We start from the raw sequence: 23,984 nt of genomic DNA, 5'->3' as shown, positions 1-23,984 counted from the left end.
ACTGCGAACCTACGTTCCGCGCATTAAGGCTTAATTAAGCGTGCATTAGAATTAAATTAGAAATGATGCGGTCTGCTGGTGATTGGATGGAAAGCAGTGAAGTTTGCTAACTTGCCCAAGGCTATAAACATGGAAGAACGTAAAATATTACTGGTAGAAGACGAAAAGAAAATTGCCGATGCGTTAACAATGGGCTTAACGGAAGCAGGCTTTGGGGTGGAAACGGCTTACGACGGAACCATTGGCTGGAAGCTGTTTCAAATACACCCGTTTAATTTGGTTGTGCTCGACATTAATCTTCCTGGCATCAACGGTTACGAACTGTGTAAAAACATTCGGGCAAAAAATGTGCAGGTTCCCGTCATCATGCTCACAGCTTTAAGTTCGTTAAGCGACAAGATTGAAGGTTACGATGCCGGCGCCGATGATTACATCATCAAGCCGTTTGAATTCAGGGAGCTGCTGATGAAGATTCGCGTGCTGCTTCGGCGAACAATGCAACAAACCATTCCCACCGGCAGCATCTTAAAGGCTGCCGATCTTGAAGTGAATCTGGACAGCAAAGAAGTAAAGCGCAACGATGCATCCATTCACTTAACGGCAAAAGAATTTCAATTGCTGGAATATCTTCTGCGCAACAAAAACCGCGTGGTTTCGAGAAGCGATATTGCCGTGAACGTGTGGGACATTGATTTTGATACCAACACCAACGTGATTGACGTGTACATTAATTACCTGCGCAACAAGGTGGACAAAAAATTTGAACCAAAGCTGATTCACACGCAGGTGGGAATGGGTTATATTTTAAAAGACAACCAGTAGCCATGCCCGTTCGCCTGCGTATAACGCTGATTTTTTCCGGTCTTGTGTTTGTCATTCTCTTGTTGGTCTGTTCAGGAATTTATTACTTCTCTTACAAGGCCCGCATAAGCGCCATCAAAACCCGTTTAATCAATCGTGCCATCACAACAGCCCGCTTGTTAAGCCAGCACGAAATATTTGACCGCAACCTGATGCAGCGAATTGACTCGTCCACCACGCTTGCCATCACCAACAAAGTGGTGCAGGCTTACGATAACGAAAACCGCCGCATTTACCGTTACAGCGACGCGCCCAATGATACCTTGACCATTAGCGATGTGCAATTGGATGAGGCACGAACAAACGGCAGTGCCTTTTTTGAGTCGGGTGAAAAGGAGGCCGTTGCCTATTCCTACGCAGACAATCAAACAAGCATGGTGATGGCTGTGGCGGGCGAAGACGTGGAAGGAAGAAACAATTTAGATAGTTTGTTGCGCATCCTCATCGTCAGCTTTCTGGTGGGCAATATCTTGGTTTTGATCAGCGGCTATTTTTTTTCAAATGGCCTTCTGTTGCCGATAAAAAAAATATCCGAAGACGTGGCCGAGATCTCTGCGCAAAACCTTGCACGTCGTATAAAAGCGGGCAATACAAAAGACGAGTGGCACCAGTTGTCCGTTACGTTAAACGAGTTGCTCAACCGCTTGCAGGATAGTTTTGAAATGCAGCGACGATTTATTGCAAACGCCTCGCACGAATTGTCCACGCCGTTAACCGCTATCTCGAGCCAGTTGGAAGTTGCCTTGCAAAGGGAACGTGCGGCAGAAGAGTATCGCAGCGTAATGCAGTCCACTTACCAGGACGTGCAACACCTGAACAAATTGACACAGACCTTGCTGGAGTTTGCCAAAGCTTCGGGCAATGCCGGCGGCCTGGAGATAGACCTTGTTCGCATTGACGAAGTGCTGATGAATTTGCCGGCCGCCGTTTCCAAAACCAACACGGCTTATTCCGTGTTGCTTGAATTCGATGCACCACCGGAGAACGAGGAATCTCTGCTCGTTTTCGGCAACGAAGAATTGCTGATGACGGCATTAAAAAACATCGTTGTCAATGCCTGCAAATATTCCGACGATCACCGGGCCGTGGTTACGCTGCGTGTTTCGGAAGCGAACTGTTTCGTGTACGTAAAAGACAACGGCCCGGGCATTGCGGATGCGGAAAGGGAAAAAATTTTTCAACCCTTTTACCGTATCGAAGACAACCGTTTTGCCGGCGGGTTTGGATTGGGTTTGCCGCTGGCACAGCGCATCATCAAAATCCACAAAGGCGCTATTGAAATCGAATCCGATCAGGAGAAGGGCACCGTTGTAACTGTGCAGTTGCCTTTGGCCAAAACACTTCAGCGCCTTTAGAAAAATGTTTCTCCTTTTTGTTGTTTCAATGTTTGCATTAAAACTGCATTAGATTTTTTCTTCTGTGCGTCCCGCAGTTTTGTTGGGGTAATTTTGTTGGCTGCGTTATCTCAATGCACACCGAAAAATTGTTCTTCATGAAAAGAATCTTTGTTTGCTTGTTGCTGTTTTTCTTCTGCTGTTTCGGTTGCGACGTTCGCGAAAAAGAAGAGAAACTGCAAAAGGAAGAAGCGAGGCTAAACGAAAAAGCGGCAGAACTTCAGCGCAAGGAACAATCGCTTGCGCTGAAAGAAGAAGAGTTGAACAAGCGGCAACACCTTCTGGACAGTGCAGCCGCTGTTAACGATACCACGCATCTTGTAAATCCCGTGCTTGCCGGAAACTGGAACGCAACCATGACCTGCACCGAAACAACTTGCGCCGGTTCGGCCGTTGGCGATACCAAGACCGAACAGTGGCAGCTTGTTTACGGTGGCAAAACATTGAACGTACGCGTTACGGCCAACGGGCAATTGGTGCGTGTTTACAAAGGTTATTCAAACGGCAATGCGTTGGAACTGGCCGAAGACATTGCGGGTGCCGTGCCACCATCGGGTGCTCAGATGGTTGTGCGGTTGCAACTGAAGGATGACACGCATCTCGAAGGCAAACGTGAAATTGTGCGAAGCAACGATTGCAAGATTGTGTATGCCTTGCAACTGGAAAAGCAAACCGATTAAAGAAAGGTTATGTACTTACTGAGCGACCTGAATTTTTCGCTTCCGCTGAGCAACCCGGTAGTGGTTTTCTCGCTGGTGCTTTTCATCATTTTGTTTGCGCCCATTTTGTTCAACAAAATAAAAGTGCCGCACATCATCGGGCTGATACTTGCCGGCGCTATCATTGGTCCCTATGGCTTCAACCTTTTGCTGCGCGACAGCAGCATTGTTCTTTTCGGCACGGTAGGGCTTTTGTACATTATGTTCACCGCCGGTCTTGAAATTGACCTGCAGGAGTTTCGCAAGAACCGTGTGCGCAGTTTGGTGTTTGGCCTTTATACTTTTTTTATTCCCATGTTGCTCGGCAGCTATGCCGTTCATTACCTGTTGCAGTTCGATTGGCCTTCGTCGTTTCTGCTCGCCAGCATGTTTGCAACGCATACTTTGCTTGCCTATCCCATTGTCAGTAAATACGGCATTACAAGGCTTCGCGCTGTTACGTTAACCATCGGCGGCACCATCTTAACCGATATCCTCGCCTTGCTTGTATTGGCTGCCGTCGTTGGCAGTGCAAGCGGAAACATCGGCCCTGCGTTATGGACGAAACTGGCACTTTCCTCAGCAGCCTTTGGCTGCATTTTATTTTTGTTTTCCCGCTTGTTGCCCGTTGGTTTTTTAAAACCTTTGAAGAGCCGGTGGCGCAATACATTTTTGTTTTGGCAATGGTGTTCCTGGGCGCTTTTCTTGCCGAAGCAGCAGGACTGGAACACATCGTCGGCGCCTTCCTTGCCGGTCTTGTGCTCAATCGTTTCATCCCGCATTCATCGGCGCTGATGAACCGGATTGAATTCGTCGGCAATGCTTTCTTCATTCCTTTTTTTCTCATCAGCGTCGGCATGTTGATTGATTTCAGTGTGTTGTTCAAAGGGTTTGGTGCATTGAAAGTGGCGGCAACGATGACGGTGCTGGGCTTTCTCACAAAATTCATTGCGGCTTTTGCCACGCAAAAAACCTTCCGGCTTTCGGCTTTGGAGCGGCGCATGATCTTTGGCCTTAGCACCGCAAGAGTCGGCGCTACCTTGGCCATTGTGTTGGTTGGCTATAATGTGATCATTGGCGAAACGGCTGCCGGCGAACCCATTCGCCTGCTAAACGAGGACGTGTTGAACGGCGTCATCATCATGATCTTAATTACCTGCACGGTTAGTTCGTTCGTCGTTGAAAAAGCATCGCAGCAATTTGCCTTGCAGGAAGAAAACGTGGCCGGAAGCGCAGAGCAAACGGAAAAATTACTCATCTCCTTAGCCTATCCGGAAACGGTTACCGAGCTGATTGATTTTGGCTTGATGCTGAAGCCAAAGCAAAGTTCCGTTCCGGTGTACGCCTTAAATGTGGTGAGCGATGAAAGCGAGGAAAGTAAAACAAAAGCAACGGCCGAAAAGATGATGAACAAAGCGGTTCATCACGCTGCTGCCCGCGAGCAAAGCATCATTCCTTTGTTGCGTTTTGATGCCAACATCAGCAACGGCATTATCTATACCCTGAAAGAACAAAACATCACGGATTTGATTATCGGCCTTCATCGCAAAGCCAATCAAAACAATTTTTTAGGCGCCACTGCCGAACGCATCCTGAAGCATACTTCCGAAACGGTTTTTATATACAAATCGGTACAGCCGTTTAATACCTTAAAGCGAATGGTGGTGGCCGTAACGCCAAATGCCGAACTGGAGCCGGGTTTCGGGCATTGGTTTGGCAAGCTGGCAACCATTGCCAAAGAAGCCGGTTTGGCTTTGTCTTTTTTTGGGACTGAGCAAAGCCTGAAAGAACTGCGAGAACTGCAACGAACGCAACAGGCCGAGGGCAAAATGATCTTTTCCGAATTCAGCAATTGGGACGACTTTCTCATCTTTAGCAGGGAGGTGAAAAAAGATGATTTGCTGGTGGTTGTTTCTTCCCGAAAAGGTCATGTTTCGTATCAGCCTTCGCTGGGAAAGTTGCCTTATTATTTGTCCACCTATTTTACCGCAAACGGTTTCATTATGCTTTACCCGCAACAAGTGGAACGCGGACTTAAAATGAACGACGTGCAATACGTGGATGGTTCGTTGGCGGAAACGTTATCCGGCAAGGTTGCGTCTGTAAGCAAGACCCGAAATATTTTCGGAAAACTGTTCAAGCGCAGATAGGCGTTAACGCTGATGAAAAGGAAACCAGATTAGAATGTTGTTAGAAATGCTTTTCTTGCTTGGCCGGCCAGGACTCTGTCGTCAATTTTGCAGTTGCTTCGCAGACACTGTTGGTTATGGACTTGGACGCAACAATTCAATACAACAACGGCCGGGCTCTCTTTCGCATACGCAGAGAGGCCGCCGGCATTTATTATGCCTTTCTCCTTCATTTTGATGGAGACCGGCGGCACGCACCGCCCGGCGAAATTACCCTGGTGCGCGGCATCCGGCAATGGACGGGAAGCCTGGACAACAAAACGCTTTTAAACGGCCTTGGCCAAGCGGTTGAAGAGCATTTCTTTCCTTCTTCAAACAAAAGAAACGAACGCCTTCGCTGAACGCAGTACGTACAGTAAGCACAAACCTATTCCTGAATTTTTACTTCCGAAGAGATTTTAAGCACATTAACCAAGGCAGATTGAGTTATCAAGACACTCGCTTTTATCCGATACGGCATTCCTTTGTTTGCTTCATCAAAATTCAACGCACTTTTTTGTTTGCACTTGTGCAGAAAAAAATAATCGCAGATGTTTTGATTAAATCGAAAAAAGAAAATCTTTAGTACAAGAAAGCCAGAGGTTTTTATCTTCATCACGTACAGCCGGTTGCTTTTCCCGAAAGCATTCAAAACCGATGTTCGGAAATTGAATCACTCTTTCAAACGAAACAAGTAAATGAAACCAAAGGCATTCTTTTCAATCTTCTTCTTTCTTTTCTTTTTGAGCAGCGCTTTTTCACAGTCCAAAACCATTTATCGCAAAGGCTGGATTGACTTCAACAAGAACGGCGCAATGGATGTATTTGAAGACCCTTCGCAACCAGTTGACAAGCGTGTAGAAAATCTTCTTTCGCAAATGACGCTGGACGAAAAGACTTGCCAGATGGCAACGCTTTACGGTTATGGCCGCGTGCTGAAAGATGAAATGCCTGCCGCCAATTGGAAGAACGAAATCTGGAAAGACGGCATTGCCAATATTGATGAAGAGCTAAGCAGCAACAAACTAAAAACGCAATATTCTTTCCCGTTCAGCAAGCATGCTGAAGCCATCAACACCATTCAAAAATGGTTCGTGGAAGAAACGCGGTTGGGCATTCCGGTTGACTTTACCAACGAGGGCATTCACGGCCTTACACACGACCGTGCCACGCCTTTGCCGGCGCCTATCTCCATTGGTGCAACATGGAACAAAACATTGGTGAGGCAAGCCGGAGAAACCGTTGGCCGCGAAGCAAAGGCATTGGGCTATACAAATATTTACACGCCTATTCTTGACCCGGCAAGAGACCAGCGCTGGGGAAGGGTAGTGGAGTGTTACGGCGAAGATCCTTTTTTGATTGCCGAACTTGGAAAGCAAATGTGCCTTGGTGTGCAAAGCGAAGGCGTGGCTTCAACATTAAAACATTTTGCGGTATACAGCGTGCCAAAAGGCGGTCGCGACGGCAACGCCAGAACCGATCCACACGTTGCGCCCCGTGAAATGCAGCAGTTGTATTTGTATCCTTTCAAAAAAGTGATTCAGGAAGCGCATCCGCTTGGCGTGATGAGCAGCTACAACGATTGGAACGGAGAACCCATAACCGGCAGTCATTATTTTCTTACCGAATTGTTGCGGCAACAATTCGGTTTCAGGGGTTACGTGGTTTCCGACAGCCGTGCGGTGGAATACATCTGGGAAAAGCACCACGTTGCCGAAGATTTTAAAGAAGCAATACGGCAAGCCGTGGAAGCGGGTTTGAACGTGTACACAAACTTTCGCATGCCCGAAGTTTACATTGTTCCCGTGCGTGAATTGGTAAAAGAAGGCGAGCTTTCAATAGCAAAAGTAGATGAAAGAGTAAGAGACGTGCTGCGGGTAAAATTTATGCTTGGCTTGTTTGATTCGCCTTACGTGAAAGACACAAAGCTGGCCGATAAAATTGTGCACACCGCAAAAGACGATTCAATGGAATTGCAGATGAACCGCGAGTCGGTGGTGTTATTGAAGAATGCAAACAATTTATTGCCCTTAAACAGAAACGCGGTAAAAACTATATTGGTAACAGGCCCACTTGCAAACGATGCAAGTTATGCCGTAAGCCGCTACGGCCCGAACAACAATCCGCTCACAACGGTATTAGAAGGCATTCAACAAAAACTTGGGAAGAACGCAAACGTTATTTTAGAAAAAGGCTGCAACGTTGTAAACGCAGGTTGGCCCGAAACGGAAATCATCCCAACGCCGTTGAGCAGCGGTGAAAAGGACAGCATTGAAAGGGCTGTTACCGCAGCAAAAAACGCCGATGTGATTGTGGCCGTTTTGGGTGAAGACGAAACAACCGTGGGGGAAAGCTTGTCAAGAACATCGCTTGATTTGCCGGGAAGGCAGCAGCAATTGTTAGAGGCTTTGTACGCAACCGGTAAACCTCTTGTGTTGGTGGTCATCACAGGACAACCACTTACGATTAACTGGGCAGATCGTTATGTGCCGGCCATCATTAATGCAGGATTTCCCGGGCCACAGGGCGGAAAGGCGATTGCCGAAGTTTTGTTTGGTGATTACAATCCGGGCGGAAGACTTACCAACACATGGATTAAATCGGTGGGACAGATCGAATTTAATTTTCCCTTCAAGCCCGGCTCGCAGGCTTCACAATCCACCACACCCGACCCGAACGGCGCGGGCAAAACAAGCGTGAACGGTCCGTTGTATCCTTTCGGTTACGGGTTGAGTTATACAACTTTTCAATACAGTAATCTTGTTGTTACGCCGGAAACAAGCAACAGGGAAGGCAACATCAACGTGTCGGTGGATGTAACCAACACCGGCAAAATCAAAGGCGATGAAGTTGTTCAACTTTATGTGAAAGATGTTGTGAGCAGCGTAACAACATACGAATCGGTGCTGCGTGGTTTTGAGCGAATCGGTTTAAATCCCGGTGAAACAAAAACCGTGAAATTTGTTCTTTATCCCGATGATTTGGCGCTGCTTGACAAGAACATGAACTGGACGGTAGAGCCGGGACAATTTCAAATCTGGATTGGTGCTTCGTCTGTTGACATCCGGTTAAAGAAAACAATCACCGTAAAATAATACAGGGCGTTGCTTGCATCTTTCAACAAAGATTGAGCGTCTGTTACAAAACAATAAGCTCATTATACATTGTAAATAATAGATTGCCGTTTTGCGATGTCAAAATAGCTTATTACAATGTCAATCGGAGCAAATCGGTCCTTCTGAAATCGGGTTTACTTGCACTTCGGATACGACTGCTTCAAAATCTTTTTATTAACCCGGTTGGATCTAAAATGATTGCTGTATGAAAAAAAACTGCATCGCTGCAAAGCGTACAGGTAACTCTCGTTATCTCCGCTTTTTCCTCTTCGCAACGGTTTTGCAACTCCTTTCTTTTACTGTTTTACACGCCCAGACAAAAGTTTCAGGCCTTGTTTCGGACAGCAAACAAAGTCCAATTGGCGGGGTTACGGTAACGTTAAAAGGAACATCCACGGCTGTGTTTACCGACGCGGACGGTAAATACTCACTTTCAGTGCCCAACGCCAAAGCCGTACTTGTTTTTTCCAACGTGGGATTCTCCACCAAAGAGGAAACGGTTGGCAACCGCACGACGGTTAACACAACCTTGGCCGAAAACGCGGCCGATCTTGAAAACGTCGTCATTATTGGTTACGGCGGTACGGCAAAGAAAAAAGACCTTACCGGCGCTACAGCGCAAGTTGGCTCCAAGCAAATTCAGGAGCGGGTACCGGTTACACTCTTTGACGCTTTGCAAGGACAGGCAGCCGGTGTTTTGATCACCAACGATAACGGCGATCCTTTTGGCCAGGGCACCATCCAGATTCGTGGCGCCTCCACCATCAACGCCGAAGGAAACGGGCCGCTTTACGTGATTGACGGCGTGATAAGCGAGAACGGAAATTATGTGAACCCGCAAGACGTTGAAACCATTGACATTTTGAAGGACGCTTCTTCGGCAGCCATTTACGGAGCAAGAGGCGCTAACGGCGTCATTCTTATCACCACAAAAAAAGGCAAGGCAGGCAAACCAAGCATCAACATCAACACCTATCGCTTGTACGGAAAACTGGCGCACAAATTACGTACAACAAGTGCCAGTGAATTGCGCTATTACCGTGCAAACAGAGACAACAACTCGGGCTACAACGCGGATTCTACCAACCCGTACCTGAACGCAGACAACGACTACCAGGACCTGTTGTTCAGAACCGGCGTGAAGCAAGTTGCGTCTGTAAGCGTGAGCGGCGGAGGCAGCGGGTTAAACTATTACGGCGGTGTAAACTATACCGACGACCAGTCAATTGTATTAAATAGCTGGATCAAAAGACTGCAAGGAAGAATTAACCTTGGCTACAACGTCGGCAAACTTTCCGTGAGCCACAACTTGTCGTTTGAATGGGAAAAAGGCAACGTCATTCCTGTTGGCAACACGGTAAAACAAGTGTTTGAAAGAAACCCATGGACGAGCATTTTCCGTCCGGACGGTTCTTATGCAAGCTATGTTGAATCAAAACGGAACCCGGTTGCGCAGGCGCTTTTCAACGTGGACCTGGATAATAATTACACCTCGCAATTCAACACGACGCTGGGCTACCAGATTTACAAGGATTTAAAATTCACGGGGCTGTTCAACATTCAACTGGACAACGACAACAACAACCAGTTCTCGCCAAGTTCCCTGACCTCCGGCGGTACCGGAAATGCTACGGGCAGCAACACGTTTGAGAAAGTTTCACGCTGGCAGATGCAGAGTTATTTGAACTACAGCAAACGCTTGGGTCAGCACCAGCTTACGGGCACGGCCGGCGTAAGCATGGAGAAGCGGAGATGGGATTATTATACGTACGCCATGAAATCTTACGTTACCGAAAGCTTCAACACGTCAAACGCAGGCGACATTGATCTTACCAAAACCCGCACCGATGCGAAGGCCTGGACGCTTGCTTCTTTCTTTGCAAGGGTTGGCTACAATTTCGGCAGCAAATACATCTTGCAGGGAACTTTCCGCCGCGACGGTTCCTCGCGTTTTGGTTCCGAAAACCAGTACGGAAATTTCTTCTCGGGTTCTGCCGCATGGCGTTTTTCACAAGAGAATTTCATGGGCTGGGCCAAGAAAGTATTGTACGACGGAAAGCTTCGGTTCAGCACCGGCAAAACCGGCAACGATGCCATCAGTGAATATGCACACAACACTTTGATGACCTTTGGAAACTATTACAACGGCATCAACGGCGCAGGCATCAATCCGACGCTGGGCAACGAACGCATTCAATGGGAAACCACGTACAACAACAGTTACGGTTTGGACTTAAGTTTCCTGAACGGCCGGTTGAACTTCTCTGCAGATTATTATACCAAAATCACGGAGGACTTGCTTTACTCCGACCAGTTGGCAAAAGAAACCGGGGCTTCCAGCGTGCCCGTTAACATTGGTTCCATTACCAACAAAGGATGGGAGTTTGTATTGCAGGGAACACCGGTGAACACCAAAGATTTCGGTTGGGACGTTTCGGCCAACATCTCATTTCAGGATCCACGCATTAAAGAATTGGCAAACCACTCTTCATTTATTTCCGGAAATATTTGGTTGATTCAGGAAGGAGGCCGCATCGGTGACATGTACATGTGGAAAAACCTCGGCGTGTTTCCGTACGATGCATCGAATGCTTATACGACGGACGGTGTAAAATTGGAAGCCCGGAATATTTCAGCCGACGGGAAAACAGCAGATTATTATTTGAACGGAAAAGCTTACTCCGGCACTGTAAGGCAACTAACCCGGAACGGCATTGTGCTGCAGGGCGGCGATACCGAATGGTTTGACAAGAACAACGACGGCATCATTGACGAAGCCGACAAAGTGATTGTAGGAAACGGTATTCCCGATTATTTCTTTGGCATCAGCAATACGGTTCGTTACAAAAACTTTTCGCTGAACTTTTTGTTCAACGGGCAAATGGGCAACGAGATTTTTAACCTCGTTAGAAACGCACAGAACAACACCAGCTCAACTTATACCCCACCCATCTGGGATGCGGTAAACACCTCGTGGAAACAACAAGGCGATGTGACCAAATATCCTTTGTTCAACCGCAGGGATACCCGCGGAAGCATCTCCAGCGGTTACAATAGTCTTTACATTGAAGACGGCTCGTTTATCCGCTTAAGTAGCGTGCGGTTAAATTATACCTTGGAGCAAAAGTGGGCAAAGGCTGTGCACCTGAAAAACGCAAGCGTTTACGTTTACGGCAACAACCTGCTTACCTGGACAAATTATAGCTGGTACGATCCCGAGTTCAGTTCAACGGGATTGAACATCGGTCAGGACAACGGCAGGTATCCGAAGAGAAGAGAAGTAGGCGTAGGCATAAACGTTAATTTCTAAAAAGAAAAAAGATGAAAAAAATATTTTATAGTCTCTGTTTTGTTTTAATCCTTGGCGCAGTCAGCGGTTGTAAGAAGTTTCTGGATCAGCAGCCATTGAACAGCGTTCCGAACACGGAATTTTTCAAGTCGCTGAAAGACATCAATTCTGCACTTGCCGGCATGTATGCTTCGCTGCAGCAAGACATGACCGGAACGGGTACGGGCTTTACGGGTTTTTATTTTCAATGGGGCGAATTACGGTCTGATAACTTCGACGACAACGGGCAGTATTCCGCCGCCTCTTACAAAGAGCTTTCGCAAAATGCGCTCACGTCGGGAAATACATCCGCCAACTGGACCGGTTTTTACCGCACGATTGGCCGCTGCAACACGGCCATCAAATACATTCCGCAAGCCGCTTCTTACGATGCCAACGCAACGCCTACGGTTGTAAACAACGCACTGGCGCAATGCTATGCCATGCGGGCTTTTTGTTATTTCAACATTATAAGAATCTGGGGCGATCCGGTGGTATGGACGGAACCGTATGCCGATGTTTCACAACCGGACGAGAAACCCCGAAGCGCAAAAGATAGCGTCTTAAAAAACCTCGTTATCCCCGATCTTGAAAAGGCATACTCGCTGATGCAAAAAAACCAGACGCCAACCGTTTGGAGCATCAACGAAGCGGCCATTTGCGCCATTGCTGCGGACGTGTACATGTGGAAGAGCCACGACAACAAAATTCAACCGGATTACAACAAAGCCATTGCATGGATTCAAAACCTTTTCAAAGCAAAAGCACCAAACGGAAAAGTATTCGGCGGTACATCCGGTGCCGATCTTGAGCCCACCGCAAGCTGGAAAAATTTATTCCTTGACCCGTCGAAAACAAGAGAGTCAATCTGGAGCATTCATTGGGACAATACGGTTAACGGTTGCGCCTGTCTGCCGGTTACCGTTGGCTTGTCCAACAACCAGGCAAGGTTTGATTCCACCTTGCAAGCTGATTGGAAAAAAGTAAAAGCCGACATCCGTATGCCGGGAACTATTGACACGTTAAATGGTCTTGGACACAACGACAAGCTGCTGAAATATTTTAACATGAGCGGTGTGTTCAGCCAGCCCGCGGGCACACAACCCACCGATCTCAATGTTTATCTGGTGATGTACCGCCTGGGCGACGTTTACTTAACGTATGCTGAAGCACTGAACAAGACCGGCGACCTTGCCAATGCCTTGAAGTACCTCAACTTCATTCGTGTGCGGGCCGGCTTAACCGCTTATGCGGCAAACGATCCTGCGGTAAGCGCAGCCAATATGGAAAACACAATCTTAAACGAACGGAGGTTTGAATTGTACGGTGAAGGGAAGCGGTGGTTTGATTTGGTAAGAACCGGAAAAGTAATGGAGGTGATGGATCCTGTTTTGAAACTGCGCCAGGCAAGACTGGGCACAGCGCAAACCGGCTTTGGCAGCGACGTAAACAAAATACTTTGGCCGCTTTACCGCACACTGTTGGAAGACAACAAAAAACTGGTACAAAACCCTTCTTATAATTAATCAGCGATTGTTATGAATTTCAATAAACTTTTTTTCGGCGCTGCCGTTGTCCTCGTTGCTTCAGCGTTGTCGCTGTCAAGTTGTAAAAAGCTGGCTTTGCAAAAAGATTACGACCGCAAGGCCGACACGGTGGATTCACACGTGTACATGTCTGCGTGGGACTACCTGAAACAAAGAGCCTTGGGCACGACGGCCAATGACCAGATTTGGAAAAGCTTTTACGACGCCATCATCTACAGCGGAATTGATACGGCCGAATACGTGAAGCCAAACCGGACGTATATTTTTCCCGTTACAGAAGCGCTGACAAGAACCAACAGCAATTTGGCCGACGTTGGTTTTTTTGGCGCTTATCTAGTAAATGGAAAGACCGGTAAAGTTTGGACCGATTATCCGAAAGACCTGGTGAAAACGTATTTGCAATACCTGATCATCGAAGGCGTGTACAACCATTACACCTTGCCGCCGGTAAATCTTGTTGAAGTGAAAACAATTGCCCCGGCGGGCAGCCTTAACACGCTTCCGGCGGGCATTACACGAAACACGGCTTATCCTTTCGTTGCCAACCCCGATTCCAAAATGACCATCAGGGTGCTTAATTCTTCTCCGTCCAACACATCGGATTATCCCATTGTGCTGAACGAAAGCCGCAACGTAAGGACCAGCAGCATTCAGGCCACCAACGGAACCATTCATGCCATCGACAGGTTTCTCACAACAACGTTGGGACAGTAATCAACGCAAACGTTCTTGACGAAGTTTTAAAGTCTCACAAAGCAGCAATCGGTAAAGAGCCGGCGGTTAAAAGCCGGTTCTTTTCTTTTCTTTTTCCGCCAAACCCTTTTAACCATCGTGAAGCACAGTGCCGTTTTCATTTTTATTTTTTCCGTTTTCGCGCCGGCTGTTTTTGCGCAGCAAAAAATTCGTTTAACCGATGACTGGCAGTTTTTAAAGCAGGACCTCGGCGGTATTTGGGAAGCCGTACGACCGGTAAAAAAAGGGGCTCCCGAAGAAGTGCCGCTGTGGACGAATGTAACCTTGCCCCATTGCGTGAATGCGAAAGATGCCGTTGATCCGGATGTGAATTATTACCAGGGACCGGCGTGGTACCGAACCTTGTTAAACGTAAAAAATCCTTATGCAAAAGGGCGAACGCTTTTGCATTTTGAAGGGGTTGGACAAAAAACAGATGTGTACATCTACACGACAAAAGTGGGTTCGCACGTGGGCGGATATGATGAATGGACGGTGGATATTACCGATGCGATTGCAGCATTCAAAAAATCCGACACGCTGCAAAAACAATTCAACGGGAAGATTCCGCTTTCCATTCGCACGGACAATTCCCGTGACTTGGAGATGATCCCTTCCAATCTTTCCGACTTTAATGTTTACAGCGGCATTTATCGTTACCTGAATCTGGTTTACGTTCCTTCTGTTTCTCTTGACAAAATCTTTGTGCAAGCAGACGTAGACAGCCTTGGCAAAGAAGGAAAGCTAAGCGTTCGAACAAGATTTTACAATCCCTTGAACGCGGCCACTGCAACGGTTTCCATCAAGTTGCTTGACCCTTTTGGAAAGACAATTCAGCAAACGCAAAAGGTATTGAGTGATTTAAAAAGCGACGTTGAAATCGTAAATTTCAACGTCAAGGCTCCCCAACTTTGGTCAACTGAAAAGCCAACTTTATACACCGTTGAAACAACCCTGACGACAAAAGACGGCGTCTTTACACAAGCCGAAAAAATCGGCTTTCGGCATTTCCGATTTGCCACGAAAGGTCCCTTCTTTTTGAACGGCAAACGGCTGCTCATTCGCGGCACGCAACGACACGAAGACGCCGCCGGCGTTGCGGCCGCACTAACCGAAGAAATGATTCGGCAGGAGTTTATCCTGATGAAAGAAATGGGTGTGAACTTTATTCGGCTGGGACATTACCAGAACTCACGCATTGCCTTAAATCTCTGCGACAGTTTGGGCATTTTGGTGTGGGAAGAAATCCCGTGGTGCCGCGGCGGATTGGGCGGGCCCGTTTACAAAGAGCAGGCAAGACGAATGCTCACCAACATGATTGAGCAGCATTACAATCATCCGGCCGCTATCATCTGGGGTTTGGGTAATGAAAACGACTGGCCCGGTGACCAGCCCGATTTTGATAAAGAAGCCATTCGCTCGTTCATGAAAGAACTGAACGATCTTTCACACGGCCTCGATCCTTCGCGCAAAACAGCCATCCGCCGTTGCGATTTTTGCAAAGACATTGTTGACGTTTATTCACCTTCCATTTGGGCCGGTTGGTACCGCGGCATTTACACGGAATACAAACAGGTAACCGAAGAAGAATTTAATAAAGTAAATCACTTCCTTCACATGGAATGGGGTGGCGATTCACATGCCGGAAGGCATTCAGAGAATCCCGATAAAGCCTTGCAACAAATAAAAGCACAAGGCACTGCGGACGAACGTGCCGGCGATGCATCGTTGTACGGCGGTGCGGCAAGGGTTTCCAAAGACGGCGACTGGAGCGAATCTTACATCTGCAATCTTTTCGACTGGCACTTGAAAGAACAGGAAACCATGCCCTGGCTCACGGGTGCGGCGCAATGGATCTTCCGCGATTTTTCTACGCCGATTCGTCCCGACAATCCTGTTCCCTACATGAACCAAAAAGGATTAGTAGAAAGAGACCTGGCAAAAAAAGAGTCCTATTATGTTTTTCAATCCTACTGGGCTACAAAGCCGATGGCACACATATATGGTCATTCGTGGCCGGTGCGCTGGGGGGCTGAAGGTGAAGAGAAGATGGTGAAAGTTTATTCCAATTGCGACGAAGCGGAATTGTTTGTAAACGGTAAAAGTTACGGCGTCAAAAAGCGTAAGAGTCCGGATTTTCCTGCTGCTGGCCTGCGATGGAACGTTGTCTTCAACAAAGGAGAGAACAGCGTTTCCGTTGTTGCCAGAAAAGGAAAAGAAACGGTGAGAGATGAAATCAAATTTCATTATCAAACTGAAAAATGGAGCAAGCCTGCAAAATTATTGATGGAAAAGATGGCTGACGAGAATGGCGTTGCAACGATAGGAGTGAAAATGCTCGACGATAAAAATGTTCAATGTCTCGATGCGGCCAATTGGGTTCGCTTTGGTTTAACCGGTGACGGTGAGTTGATTGACGACTTGGGAACATCGTCCGGCTCAAGACTGGTACAGTTGTATAACGGTAGAGCCGTCATTCGGGTAAAAACAAAAAACGGCAAATCGGTTGCCAGTGCCAAAGTAGAGGGCCTGCCAACTGCCTTTGTGAATTTATAATAGCGTGATGCCTTGGAACTTTCAATGATGATAACCTTGCTCCAAAATTTATCAAATTAAAATTTTGCATGAGACTATTGAGTGTTCTTGTATGCGTATTAATTGGATGCTCGTCCCAAGAAAAATTAAGTACAGCAATGTCTCGTACAGCGTTTGAGGCTGAAGTCGCGGCAACCCTGCGCAAGCAAGTGATGGAAGAGGCGGCATGGGCAATGCAACAGGAGCCGTTAACGGTAACAGCACAAGGTTCTCCGCGAAGCGCCGGCGGCAAACACGATTTTTTTTCGGAAGGCGATTACTGGTGGCCCAATCCGGCAAGCGTTGACAGCCCTTACGTGCAGCGCGACGGCATGACGAACCCGGACAACTTTGTGGCGCACCGCCTGGCCATGATCCGCTTCAGTAGAATAGTTGGCGCATTGGCATCTGCTTACAAATTAACCGGCGATGAAAAATACGTGCAACAAGCGTTGAAGCATTGCAAGGCATGGTTTGTAGATGAAGCCACATTGATGAATCCAAGCCTCTTGTACGCACAAGCCATCAAAGGAAGATTCACAGGAAGAGGCATCGGCATCATTGATACGATTCAGTTGATGGAAGTAGTAGAAGGATTGCGAACGATGCTTCACGCAAAAAGCATGAACGCAAATGATTTGGCAGCAATAAAAAATTGGTTTGATCAATACCTGAACTGGCTTACCACGCACAAGTACGGCAAAGATGAAATGAACGCAGAGAACAATCACGGTACCTGCTGGGTGATGCAGGTAGCCTGCTTTGCACGTTTTACAGACAATCAAAAGCTGATGGCTTTTTGCAGCGACCGTTACAAAAATGTTTTGCTGCCGAATCAAATGGCAACGGACGGAAGTTTTCCAAGAGAATTGAAACGCACAAAGCCGTTTGGTTATTCCATCTTCAACCTCGATGCGATGACAACGATTTGCCAGATCCTTTCGGCGAAAGAGGCTGACTTGTGGAACTATCAAACAGCAGACGGTAAATCAATAAAGAAAGGAATTGAATTCTTGTATCCCTATCTGGCGAATAAAAACAAATGGCCTTTTGCAAAAGATGTAATGTATTGGGATGCCTGGCCGGTAGCGCAGCCTTCGCTTGTTTTTGGCGCAAGTGCATACGGTAACAAAGATTGGTTGAATACGTGGAAGAAGTTGGATCACAATCCAACGATCGAAGAAGTGATTCGAAACCTGCCGGTAAGGCATCCGTTGATATGGCTTCAATAAATGAAAAAGTAAAAATGAAAGAATTAAAAAGAGAACGTCTGGCGCAACTCATCTGCTTGCTCATTTTCCATTTTGCATTTTTCATTTGCTCCGCGCAAGCAGGCAACGGTGATGAAGACAAAGACATGTCGAACAAAGGCAAGCAGCGTGACCAAGCGGCGATTGATGAAGCGATGAATGGTTGGTGGACAACTTCTATGAAGAACCACGACCAGCGCATTGCCTGGTGGCGGGCCGCAAAATTTGGCATGTTCATTCACTGGGGCGTTTATTCAAAAGCCGGCGGCGAATGGAAGGGCAAAAAGGTGGAAGGCTATGCCGAGCACCTGATGCGCAAGGAAAAAATTTCACGGGCGGAGTATTTGGAATTGGCGCACAGTTTTAATCCGGTAAACTTTAATGCGGAGGAATGGGTGAAGAATGCAAAGGCAGCAGGCATGAAATACATGATCATCACGGCGAAGCACCACGATGGTTTCGCCATGTATCCTTCTACGGTTTCCAATTTCAACATGAAAAAGCAAACGCCTTTTCAGCGTGATCCCATGGCCGAACTTTCTGCGGCTTGTAAAAAATACGGGTTGAAGTTTGGCTTCTATTATTCTCACGCTTTCGATTGGGAACATCCCGATGCGCCGGGCAACGATTGGGAATACAAAAACCCCGGCGGTGACCTGAATTTGTACGGTGGCCGTGAATGGTATGATTTGCATCCTGAATTGTTGACGAAAGCAAAAAGTTATGTGGATGAAAAAGCGATTCCGCAAATACAGGAACTGCTGAAAAAATACCACCCGGATATTTTGTGGTTTGATACGCCGCAGAAATTGCCGCTGTCGGAAAACATTCGCATCCTGAAAGCGATTCGTGATGTGGACAATAATGTTGTGGTAAACGGTCGGCTGGTACGTTTTGCGGCTTCAAATTTTGGCGACTACAAAAACACGGCTGATCGTCCGGCTGAATTTTATCCTGTGACCGGCGACTGGGAAGCGATACCAACAACCAACGAATCTTACGGCTATTCAAAGTTCGACAGCAGGCACAAACCGGTTTCGCATTTCGTTCGGTTGATTGCAAGTGCGGCTTCAAGAGGTGGAAATTTGTTGATGAACATCGGCCCCAAAGGCGACGGAACTTTTGATGAAAAAGACGTAAAGATTTTAAGAGGAATTGGTGCGTGGATGGATAAAAACAGCGAAAGCATTTACGGAACAAAAGCGAGTCCGTTGCCTCTGCAAAGCTGGGGCGTTTCAACGGTGAAAGGAGACAAGCTTTATTTGCACGTATTCAATTGGCCTGTTGATGGCAAACTTTATGTTGGTGGATTGAAAAGCAATCCAACGAAAATTTATTCATTAACAGATGCAAAAAGAACGTTCTCTTTCTCAAGAGTAAATCCAACGGATGTTTTAATCAACCTGGCAGGTAAAGTCATTGACACAGTGAATGCTGTTTTAGTAGTTGATTTGAAAAACGGTTTACAAACTGATTCGGTTCGTTATGTGTCAACCAACATTCCGATAACACGGTTGCTTGCTTTTGATGCAACACAGCAAGGCAAGGGCTTTGCGTTCGGTGATGGCAAAACAGACCGCTATTTCGTGGAAGGATGGAAGTCGAAAGACCAGGCATTGAGTTGGAGTTTCCGCACAACTGCGCCAAGCGATTTTAAACTGCTGATAAAATACATTGCACCGGCTGAAACTGCAGGAGGAATGTATGCCGTTTCATTGGATGATTATTACATGCAAAACACCGTGAGCACGGATGCAAAAGGCGCGGTGATGACGAGAGACCTCGGAACGGTTTCACTGCCTGCAGGCATCCATCAATTGAAACTATCACCTGTTACCATCGCGAAGGCTGAATTAATGAAAGTGCTCGAAGTGCAAGCCATTCCTGTTACTGCTTCTTCCATTCAACTCCCTAAAGTCTTTGCCAATGCAGAACAACAAACGAAAGTGATGCTGACCGAAATTCCAAAAGCGCAGGCAGCAAAATCAGGTGCGACAAAAGGCATATCGCCTGGCGGGGCAAACGGTGACCTGGTTTCGCCGAGGACATTGGACAGCGGGCAATTAAAACTTGTTTCATCAAGAGACTGGACGAGCGGCTTCTTTCCCGGCGAACTTTGGTTTCTGTACGAATACACAAAGAAGAAAGAATGGAAAGATGCTGCCGAAAAATACACGGCCAATATTGAAAGAGAAAAAACCAACGGCGGTACCCACGACATGGGCTTTAAAATTTATTGCAGCTTCGGACAAGGCTACCGCTTAACGAATGATCCGCATTACAAAGACGTGATTGTTCAATCGGCAAAAACGTTGTCAACGCGATTTAATCCGGTTACCGGCGTCATTAAATCATGGGACAACCGGACGAAGTGGAAGTATCCCGTCATCATCGACAACATGATGAATCTTGAAATGTTGTTTGAAGCCACCAAACTCACCGGTGATTCGTCATTTTACAAGATTGCGTTCCGTCACGCAGCAACGACGATGAAGAATCATTTTCGTAACGATTACAGTTCCTATCACGTGGTGGATTACGACACGGCTAGCGGTAAGGTGTTGCAACGCACAACGCATCAGGGTTATGCCGATGAATCGGCATGGGCCCGTGGACAAGCCTGGGGGCTATACGGTTTTACCATGTGCTACCGCGAAACAAAGAACAAAGCTTTTCTTGATCATGCCGAACGCATCGCTGCGTTCATTTTGAATCACCCGAACATGCCGAAAGATCTCGTGCCTTATTGGGATTTCAACGCGCCGAACATTCCCGCTGAACCACGAGACGCATCTGCCGCAGCAGTAATGGCATCGGCCCTGTATGAGTTGAGTACGTACAGCACGAACGGAATAGAATACCGCAAGGCGGCCGATAAAATGCTGGAGAGTCTCACGAATTATTACCGTTCGCCAATTGGTGAAAGCAAAGGTTTTATTCTCTTGCGCAGCACCGGTGCAAAGCCGTCGAACAGCGAGGTTGATGTGCCGTTGAGCTATGCGGATTACTATTACCTGGAAGCCTTGCTGCGCATGAAAAGGTTGAATGAAGGGAAGGGCTTGTTTTAATGCACCAAGCGGTAGTGCTACTTTGAAGCTTTCGTTGCGTCGCACACTTGTACGTTCAGAACGTTATTGAGCTTTTGTGAACCATCAAGACACGAAAGGGCAAAGAAGCACAAAGCTTTCGTGTCTTGATGCCTTTGTGGTTCTTATTGCCGAACAGTAGACAAGGTCTTGAAGTGTGCGACGCAACAGACGCTAAATAGAATTACAGATGCCGGTAACATAAACAATTAACCATGAAAAAACTTTTGCTTTTTGCTTTCTTATCCGTTTCAACAAAACTTTTTGCCGGTACAATAACCGTTGCTTCTGTTGCAGAATTGCAAGCAGCGATTAACAAGGCCAAACCCGGTGACGTCATCTTCGTAAAAGACGGTGTTTATACAACAACGGGCGACATTGTTATCACAACCGCAGGCACAAAAGAAAAGCCCATCATTGTTTCCGCAGAAAATTTCGGCAAGGCAGAAATCACCGGCAGTGGCGGTTTTAATCTTGCTTCGCCGTCGAGCTACGTCGTCATTCGCGATTTTAAATTCACCCACGCCGCATCCAAAGCAAAGTCTTCTTCCGGCAGCACCTTCTGCCGCTGGACAAACAATATTTTTGAAACACCCGGCGACGGCGAAGATTTGCTGATTGCCGGCAACGACAACGAGATTGACCACAACAGCTTTCAGAACAAAGACGCGATGGGCCGCTTCCTTGCCATTCGCGGCACGGGCAAGCAGATTGCACAACGTTTGTGGATTCATCACAACTATTTCAAATCGCAAAAAGATCAGGGTGGAAAAAACGGTGCGGAGACATTGCAGTTTGGTTTGAGCGGATTCAGCATGTCGTCAAGCAACAGCGTCGTAGAATACAATTTGTTTGAAGATTGTGCGGGAGAAAATGAGTTGATTTCTGTGAAAGCATCGGCCGTTACGCTTCGCTACAATACGATTCGTAATTGCCCGGCGCAATTCACGTTGCGGCACGGAAACCGCTGCCAGGTTTACGGCAACTATTTCACGGCCACGCCGGGCTTGCGCATCTTCGGCGACGACCACATCATCTACAGCAATTACTTTGAGGGTTGCAATCCTGCCATCAACATTGGTAACGGCGACGGTGAAGTAGCCGACGGCGCACAACTCACGGCACACGATCGTCCCGACAGAGTTTTAATTGCCCTGAACATTCTTGTCAACAACAAAGCAAACATTGTACAACAAGCGAGAAAGAACGGCCTTGGCGCAACGAACATAAAAGTTGTGAACAACATCATTGAAGGTGGAAGCCCAGCGGCCAGCATCAGCGGACCTTATACCGACGCTACATGGTCAGACAACATTCTTTTTAATACAGCCGGTGCAGGCGACATGCCGCCAGGTACTTTCATCACAAATGATCCAAAGCTTTCAAAAGATGCCGCCGGTGTGTTTCAGCCAACAGCAAATTTGTCTGTTGATAACGGGCAACAGAAAATTAGCTTCGTGAAAATAAGCCCGCTTCACCCGGCCGGTGTCGGCGCCGCAAAAGAAAATAAATAAGGACAACCTTTTGCCGGTTGTTCACGTCAAAATGATTGAATAACTGGCCAATCTCTTGTACAAGCTGCGACGGAATTCTTCTTTAGTTGCAACTTCATTAACGACGTAAATCTTTTGCTGTATGAAGAAATTTTTTCTCCTCTTGTTAACGGTCGCCCTTCTTGCACAAACAAGTTTTTCGCAGAATGCGGCACGCGATGCCCGCATGGAGTGGTGGCGCGATGCCCGCTTTGGTATGTTCATTCACTGGGGTGTGTATTCCGTTCCGGCCGGCACGTACAACGGTCATCAAGTGAATCGCATCGGCGAATGGATCATGAACCGCGGAAAAATTCCCGTAGCCGAATACCAGGCTTACGCAAAAAAGTTTAATCCGGTTTTGTACAATCCCGACGAATGGGTACGAATGGCCAAAGACGCCGGCATGAAATACATCGTCATCACGGCCAAGCATCACGACGGCTTTGCAATGTTTAAATCCAATGCCAGCAAATGGAACATTGCCGACGCAACACCTTACGGCAAAGACGTATTGAAACCGTTGGCCGCCGCTTGCAAAAAATACGGGATCAAACTGGGCTTTTATTATTCGCAGGCGCAGGACTGGAACAACCCTGGCGGCGCCGTGGCACGCAAACCGGCAACGGAAGGTTGGGCCAATCCCGACTCGGCAAAAATTGATGCCTACACCGCCGCGCACAACGGCCATTGGGACCCCGCGCAGGAAACAAAAACCATGTCGCAGTACATGGACGACGTAGCCGTGCCGCAAGTGAAAGAACTGTTGACGAATTACGGCGACGTGGCCGTTTTGTGGTGGGATACGCCAACCAACATGACCGATGAATATGCCGCAAAGTTGGATGCCCTGTTGAAGCTGCAACCGAACATTATTACGAACGACCGGTTAAAGCGTCCAAACTATCCCGGCGATTACAAAACACCCGAACAACGCATTCCCAACCTCAGTGAATTGGATGGAAAAGATTGGGAAACCTGCATGACGATGAACGAAACATGGGGTTATAAATCTTATGCGCACAATTGGAAAAGCACCGAAACACTCGTACGCAATTTGATTGACATTGCTTCCAAAGGCGGCAACTATTTGCTCAACGTTGGCCCCAAAGCCGACGGCATGTTTCCGCAGGAAAGCATTGACATTTTAAAAGGCATGGGCGAGTGGATGAAGGTGAACGGCGAAGCGATTTACGGCACAACGGCCAGTCCGTTTGCGCCGGTGAGTTGGGGCCGGATTACCAAAAAAGAAACCAAAGGCAACACGATTCTTTACCTGCACGTTTTCGATTGGCCAAAAGATGGAAAATTGGTAACGCCTGCATTGTCAAATGGACTGGTTTCGGTTTCACTTTTGGGCAGCAACGAAAAAATAAAAGCGAAACAAGACAACGGTGCAGTGGAAATTAAGCTGCCCGATAACGCACCCAACAAAATTGCATCGGTGGTGAAGCTGGAAGTGAAAGGAGCTGTTGGAACAACCGGAAACAAAACGGTTTTAAAAGACAAGATGAAGGCCGGTGAGCTGGATTGAGTAACTTCTTTTAATGCTCTTAAATAACAAAGTGATTTTTATGTACTGAGCGGCATTGCTACTATTGAACTTTACTTGCGTCGCACGCTTGTACGTCCGGTAATTCTATTCAGCGCCGTTAGGCGCTGCACCTTGGTAGAAAAACAGACTGTTGATGTTCTTCG

General features: G+C 47.3%; 13 protein-coding genes and 1 pseudogene. All 14 read left to right on the top strand.

Translation table 11 applies throughout. The features are described 5' to 3' along the window. The first annotated feature begins 129 nt into the window (after positions 1-129). Positions 130-822, top strand: coding sequence for a response regulator transcription factor (locus FSB75_RS09680; RefSeq protein WP_146786272.1), 693 nt, complete (start codon positions 130-132; stop codon positions 820-822). 2 nt (positions 823-824) lie between these two features. Further along, entirely contained in the window at positions 825-2,216 is a 1,392-nt protein-coding gene (locus FSB75_RS09675) for a HAMP domain-containing sensor histidine kinase (protein ID WP_146786269.1), read from the top strand. A gap of 137 nt (positions 2,217-2,353) precedes the next feature. Next, entirely contained in the window at positions 2,354-2,935 is a 582-nt protein-coding gene (locus FSB75_RS09670; protein ID WP_146786266.1) for a hypothetical protein, read from the top strand. Positions 2,936-2,944: 9 nt separating this feature from the next. Continuing rightward, a pseudogene (locus FSB75_RS09665) lies at positions 2,945-5,103 on the top strand (cation:proton antiporter). A gap of 116 nt (positions 5,104-5,219) precedes the next feature. Further along, positions 5,220-5,483 (top strand): hypothetical protein, encoded by a 264-nt coding sequence (locus FSB75_RS09660; RefSeq protein WP_146786263.1) that lies wholly within the window; start codon positions 5,220-5,222, stop codon positions 5,481-5,483. Positions 5,484-5,819: 336 nt separating this feature from the next. After that, entirely contained in the window at positions 5,820-8,216 is a 2,397-nt protein-coding gene (locus tag FSB75_RS09655; RefSeq protein ID WP_146786260.1) for a glycoside hydrolase family 3 N-terminal domain-containing protein, read from the top strand. A 226-nt stretch (positions 8,217-8,442) separates the two neighbouring features. Beyond that, a complete protein-coding gene (locus FSB75_RS09650; protein ID WP_146786257.1) occupies positions 8,443-11,547 on the top strand; it encodes a SusC/RagA family TonB-linked outer membrane protein in 3,105 nt (1,034 codons plus the stop codon). An 11-nt stretch (positions 11,548-11,558) separates the two neighbouring features. Next, a complete protein-coding gene (locus FSB75_RS09645; RefSeq protein ID WP_146786253.1) occupies positions 11,559-13,091 on the top strand; it encodes a RagB/SusD family nutrient uptake outer membrane protein in 1,533 nt (510 codons plus the stop codon). A gap of 12 nt (positions 13,092-13,103) precedes the next feature. After that, a complete protein-coding gene (locus FSB75_RS09640; RefSeq protein WP_146786249.1) occupies positions 13,104-13,826 on the top strand; it encodes a hypothetical protein in 723 nt (240 codons plus the stop codon). A gap of 117 nt (positions 13,827-13,943) precedes the next feature. Further along, positions 13,944-16,400: a glycoside hydrolase family 2 protein gene (locus FSB75_RS09635; RefSeq protein ID WP_227990887.1), complete on the top strand. Its 2,457-nt coding sequence runs from the start codon at positions 13,944-13,946 to the stop codon at positions 16,398-16,400. Between the two features lie 137 nt (positions 16,401-16,537). Further along, complete coding sequence (locus tag FSB75_RS09630; RefSeq protein WP_227990885.1) at positions 16,538-17,650, top strand: alginate lyase family protein; 1,113 nt, start codon at positions 16,538-16,540, stop codon at positions 17,648-17,650. Further along, complete coding sequence (locus FSB75_RS09625) at positions 17,638-20,736, top strand: alpha-L-fucosidase (protein ID WP_227990883.1); 3,099 nt, start codon at positions 17,638-17,640, stop codon at positions 20,734-20,736. The genes FSB75_RS09630 and FSB75_RS09625 overlap by 13 nt, the downstream gene beginning before the upstream one ends. Positions 20,737-20,969: 233 nt before the next feature. After that, positions 20,970-22,268 carry a polysaccharide lyase 6 family protein gene (locus tag FSB75_RS09620; protein ID WP_146786240.1) on the top strand — a complete coding sequence of 433 codons (1,299 nt, stop codon included), beginning with the start codon at positions 20,970-20,972 and terminating at the stop codon, positions 22,266-22,268. Positions 22,269-22,389: 121 nt separating this feature from the next. Beyond that, a complete protein-coding gene (locus FSB75_RS09615) occupies positions 22,390-23,820 on the top strand; it encodes an alpha-L-fucosidase (RefSeq protein ID WP_146786237.1) in 1,431 nt (476 codons plus the stop codon). Positions 23,821-23,984: the final 164 nt, after the last annotated feature.

Source organism: Flavisolibacter ginsenosidimutans, from assembly GCF_007970805.1.
Lineage (GTDB): Bacteria > Bacteroidota > Bacteroidia > Chitinophagales > Chitinophagaceae > Flavisolibacter > Flavisolibacter ginsenosidimutans.
This window is presented reverse-complemented; position numbering and strand designations above follow the sequence as displayed.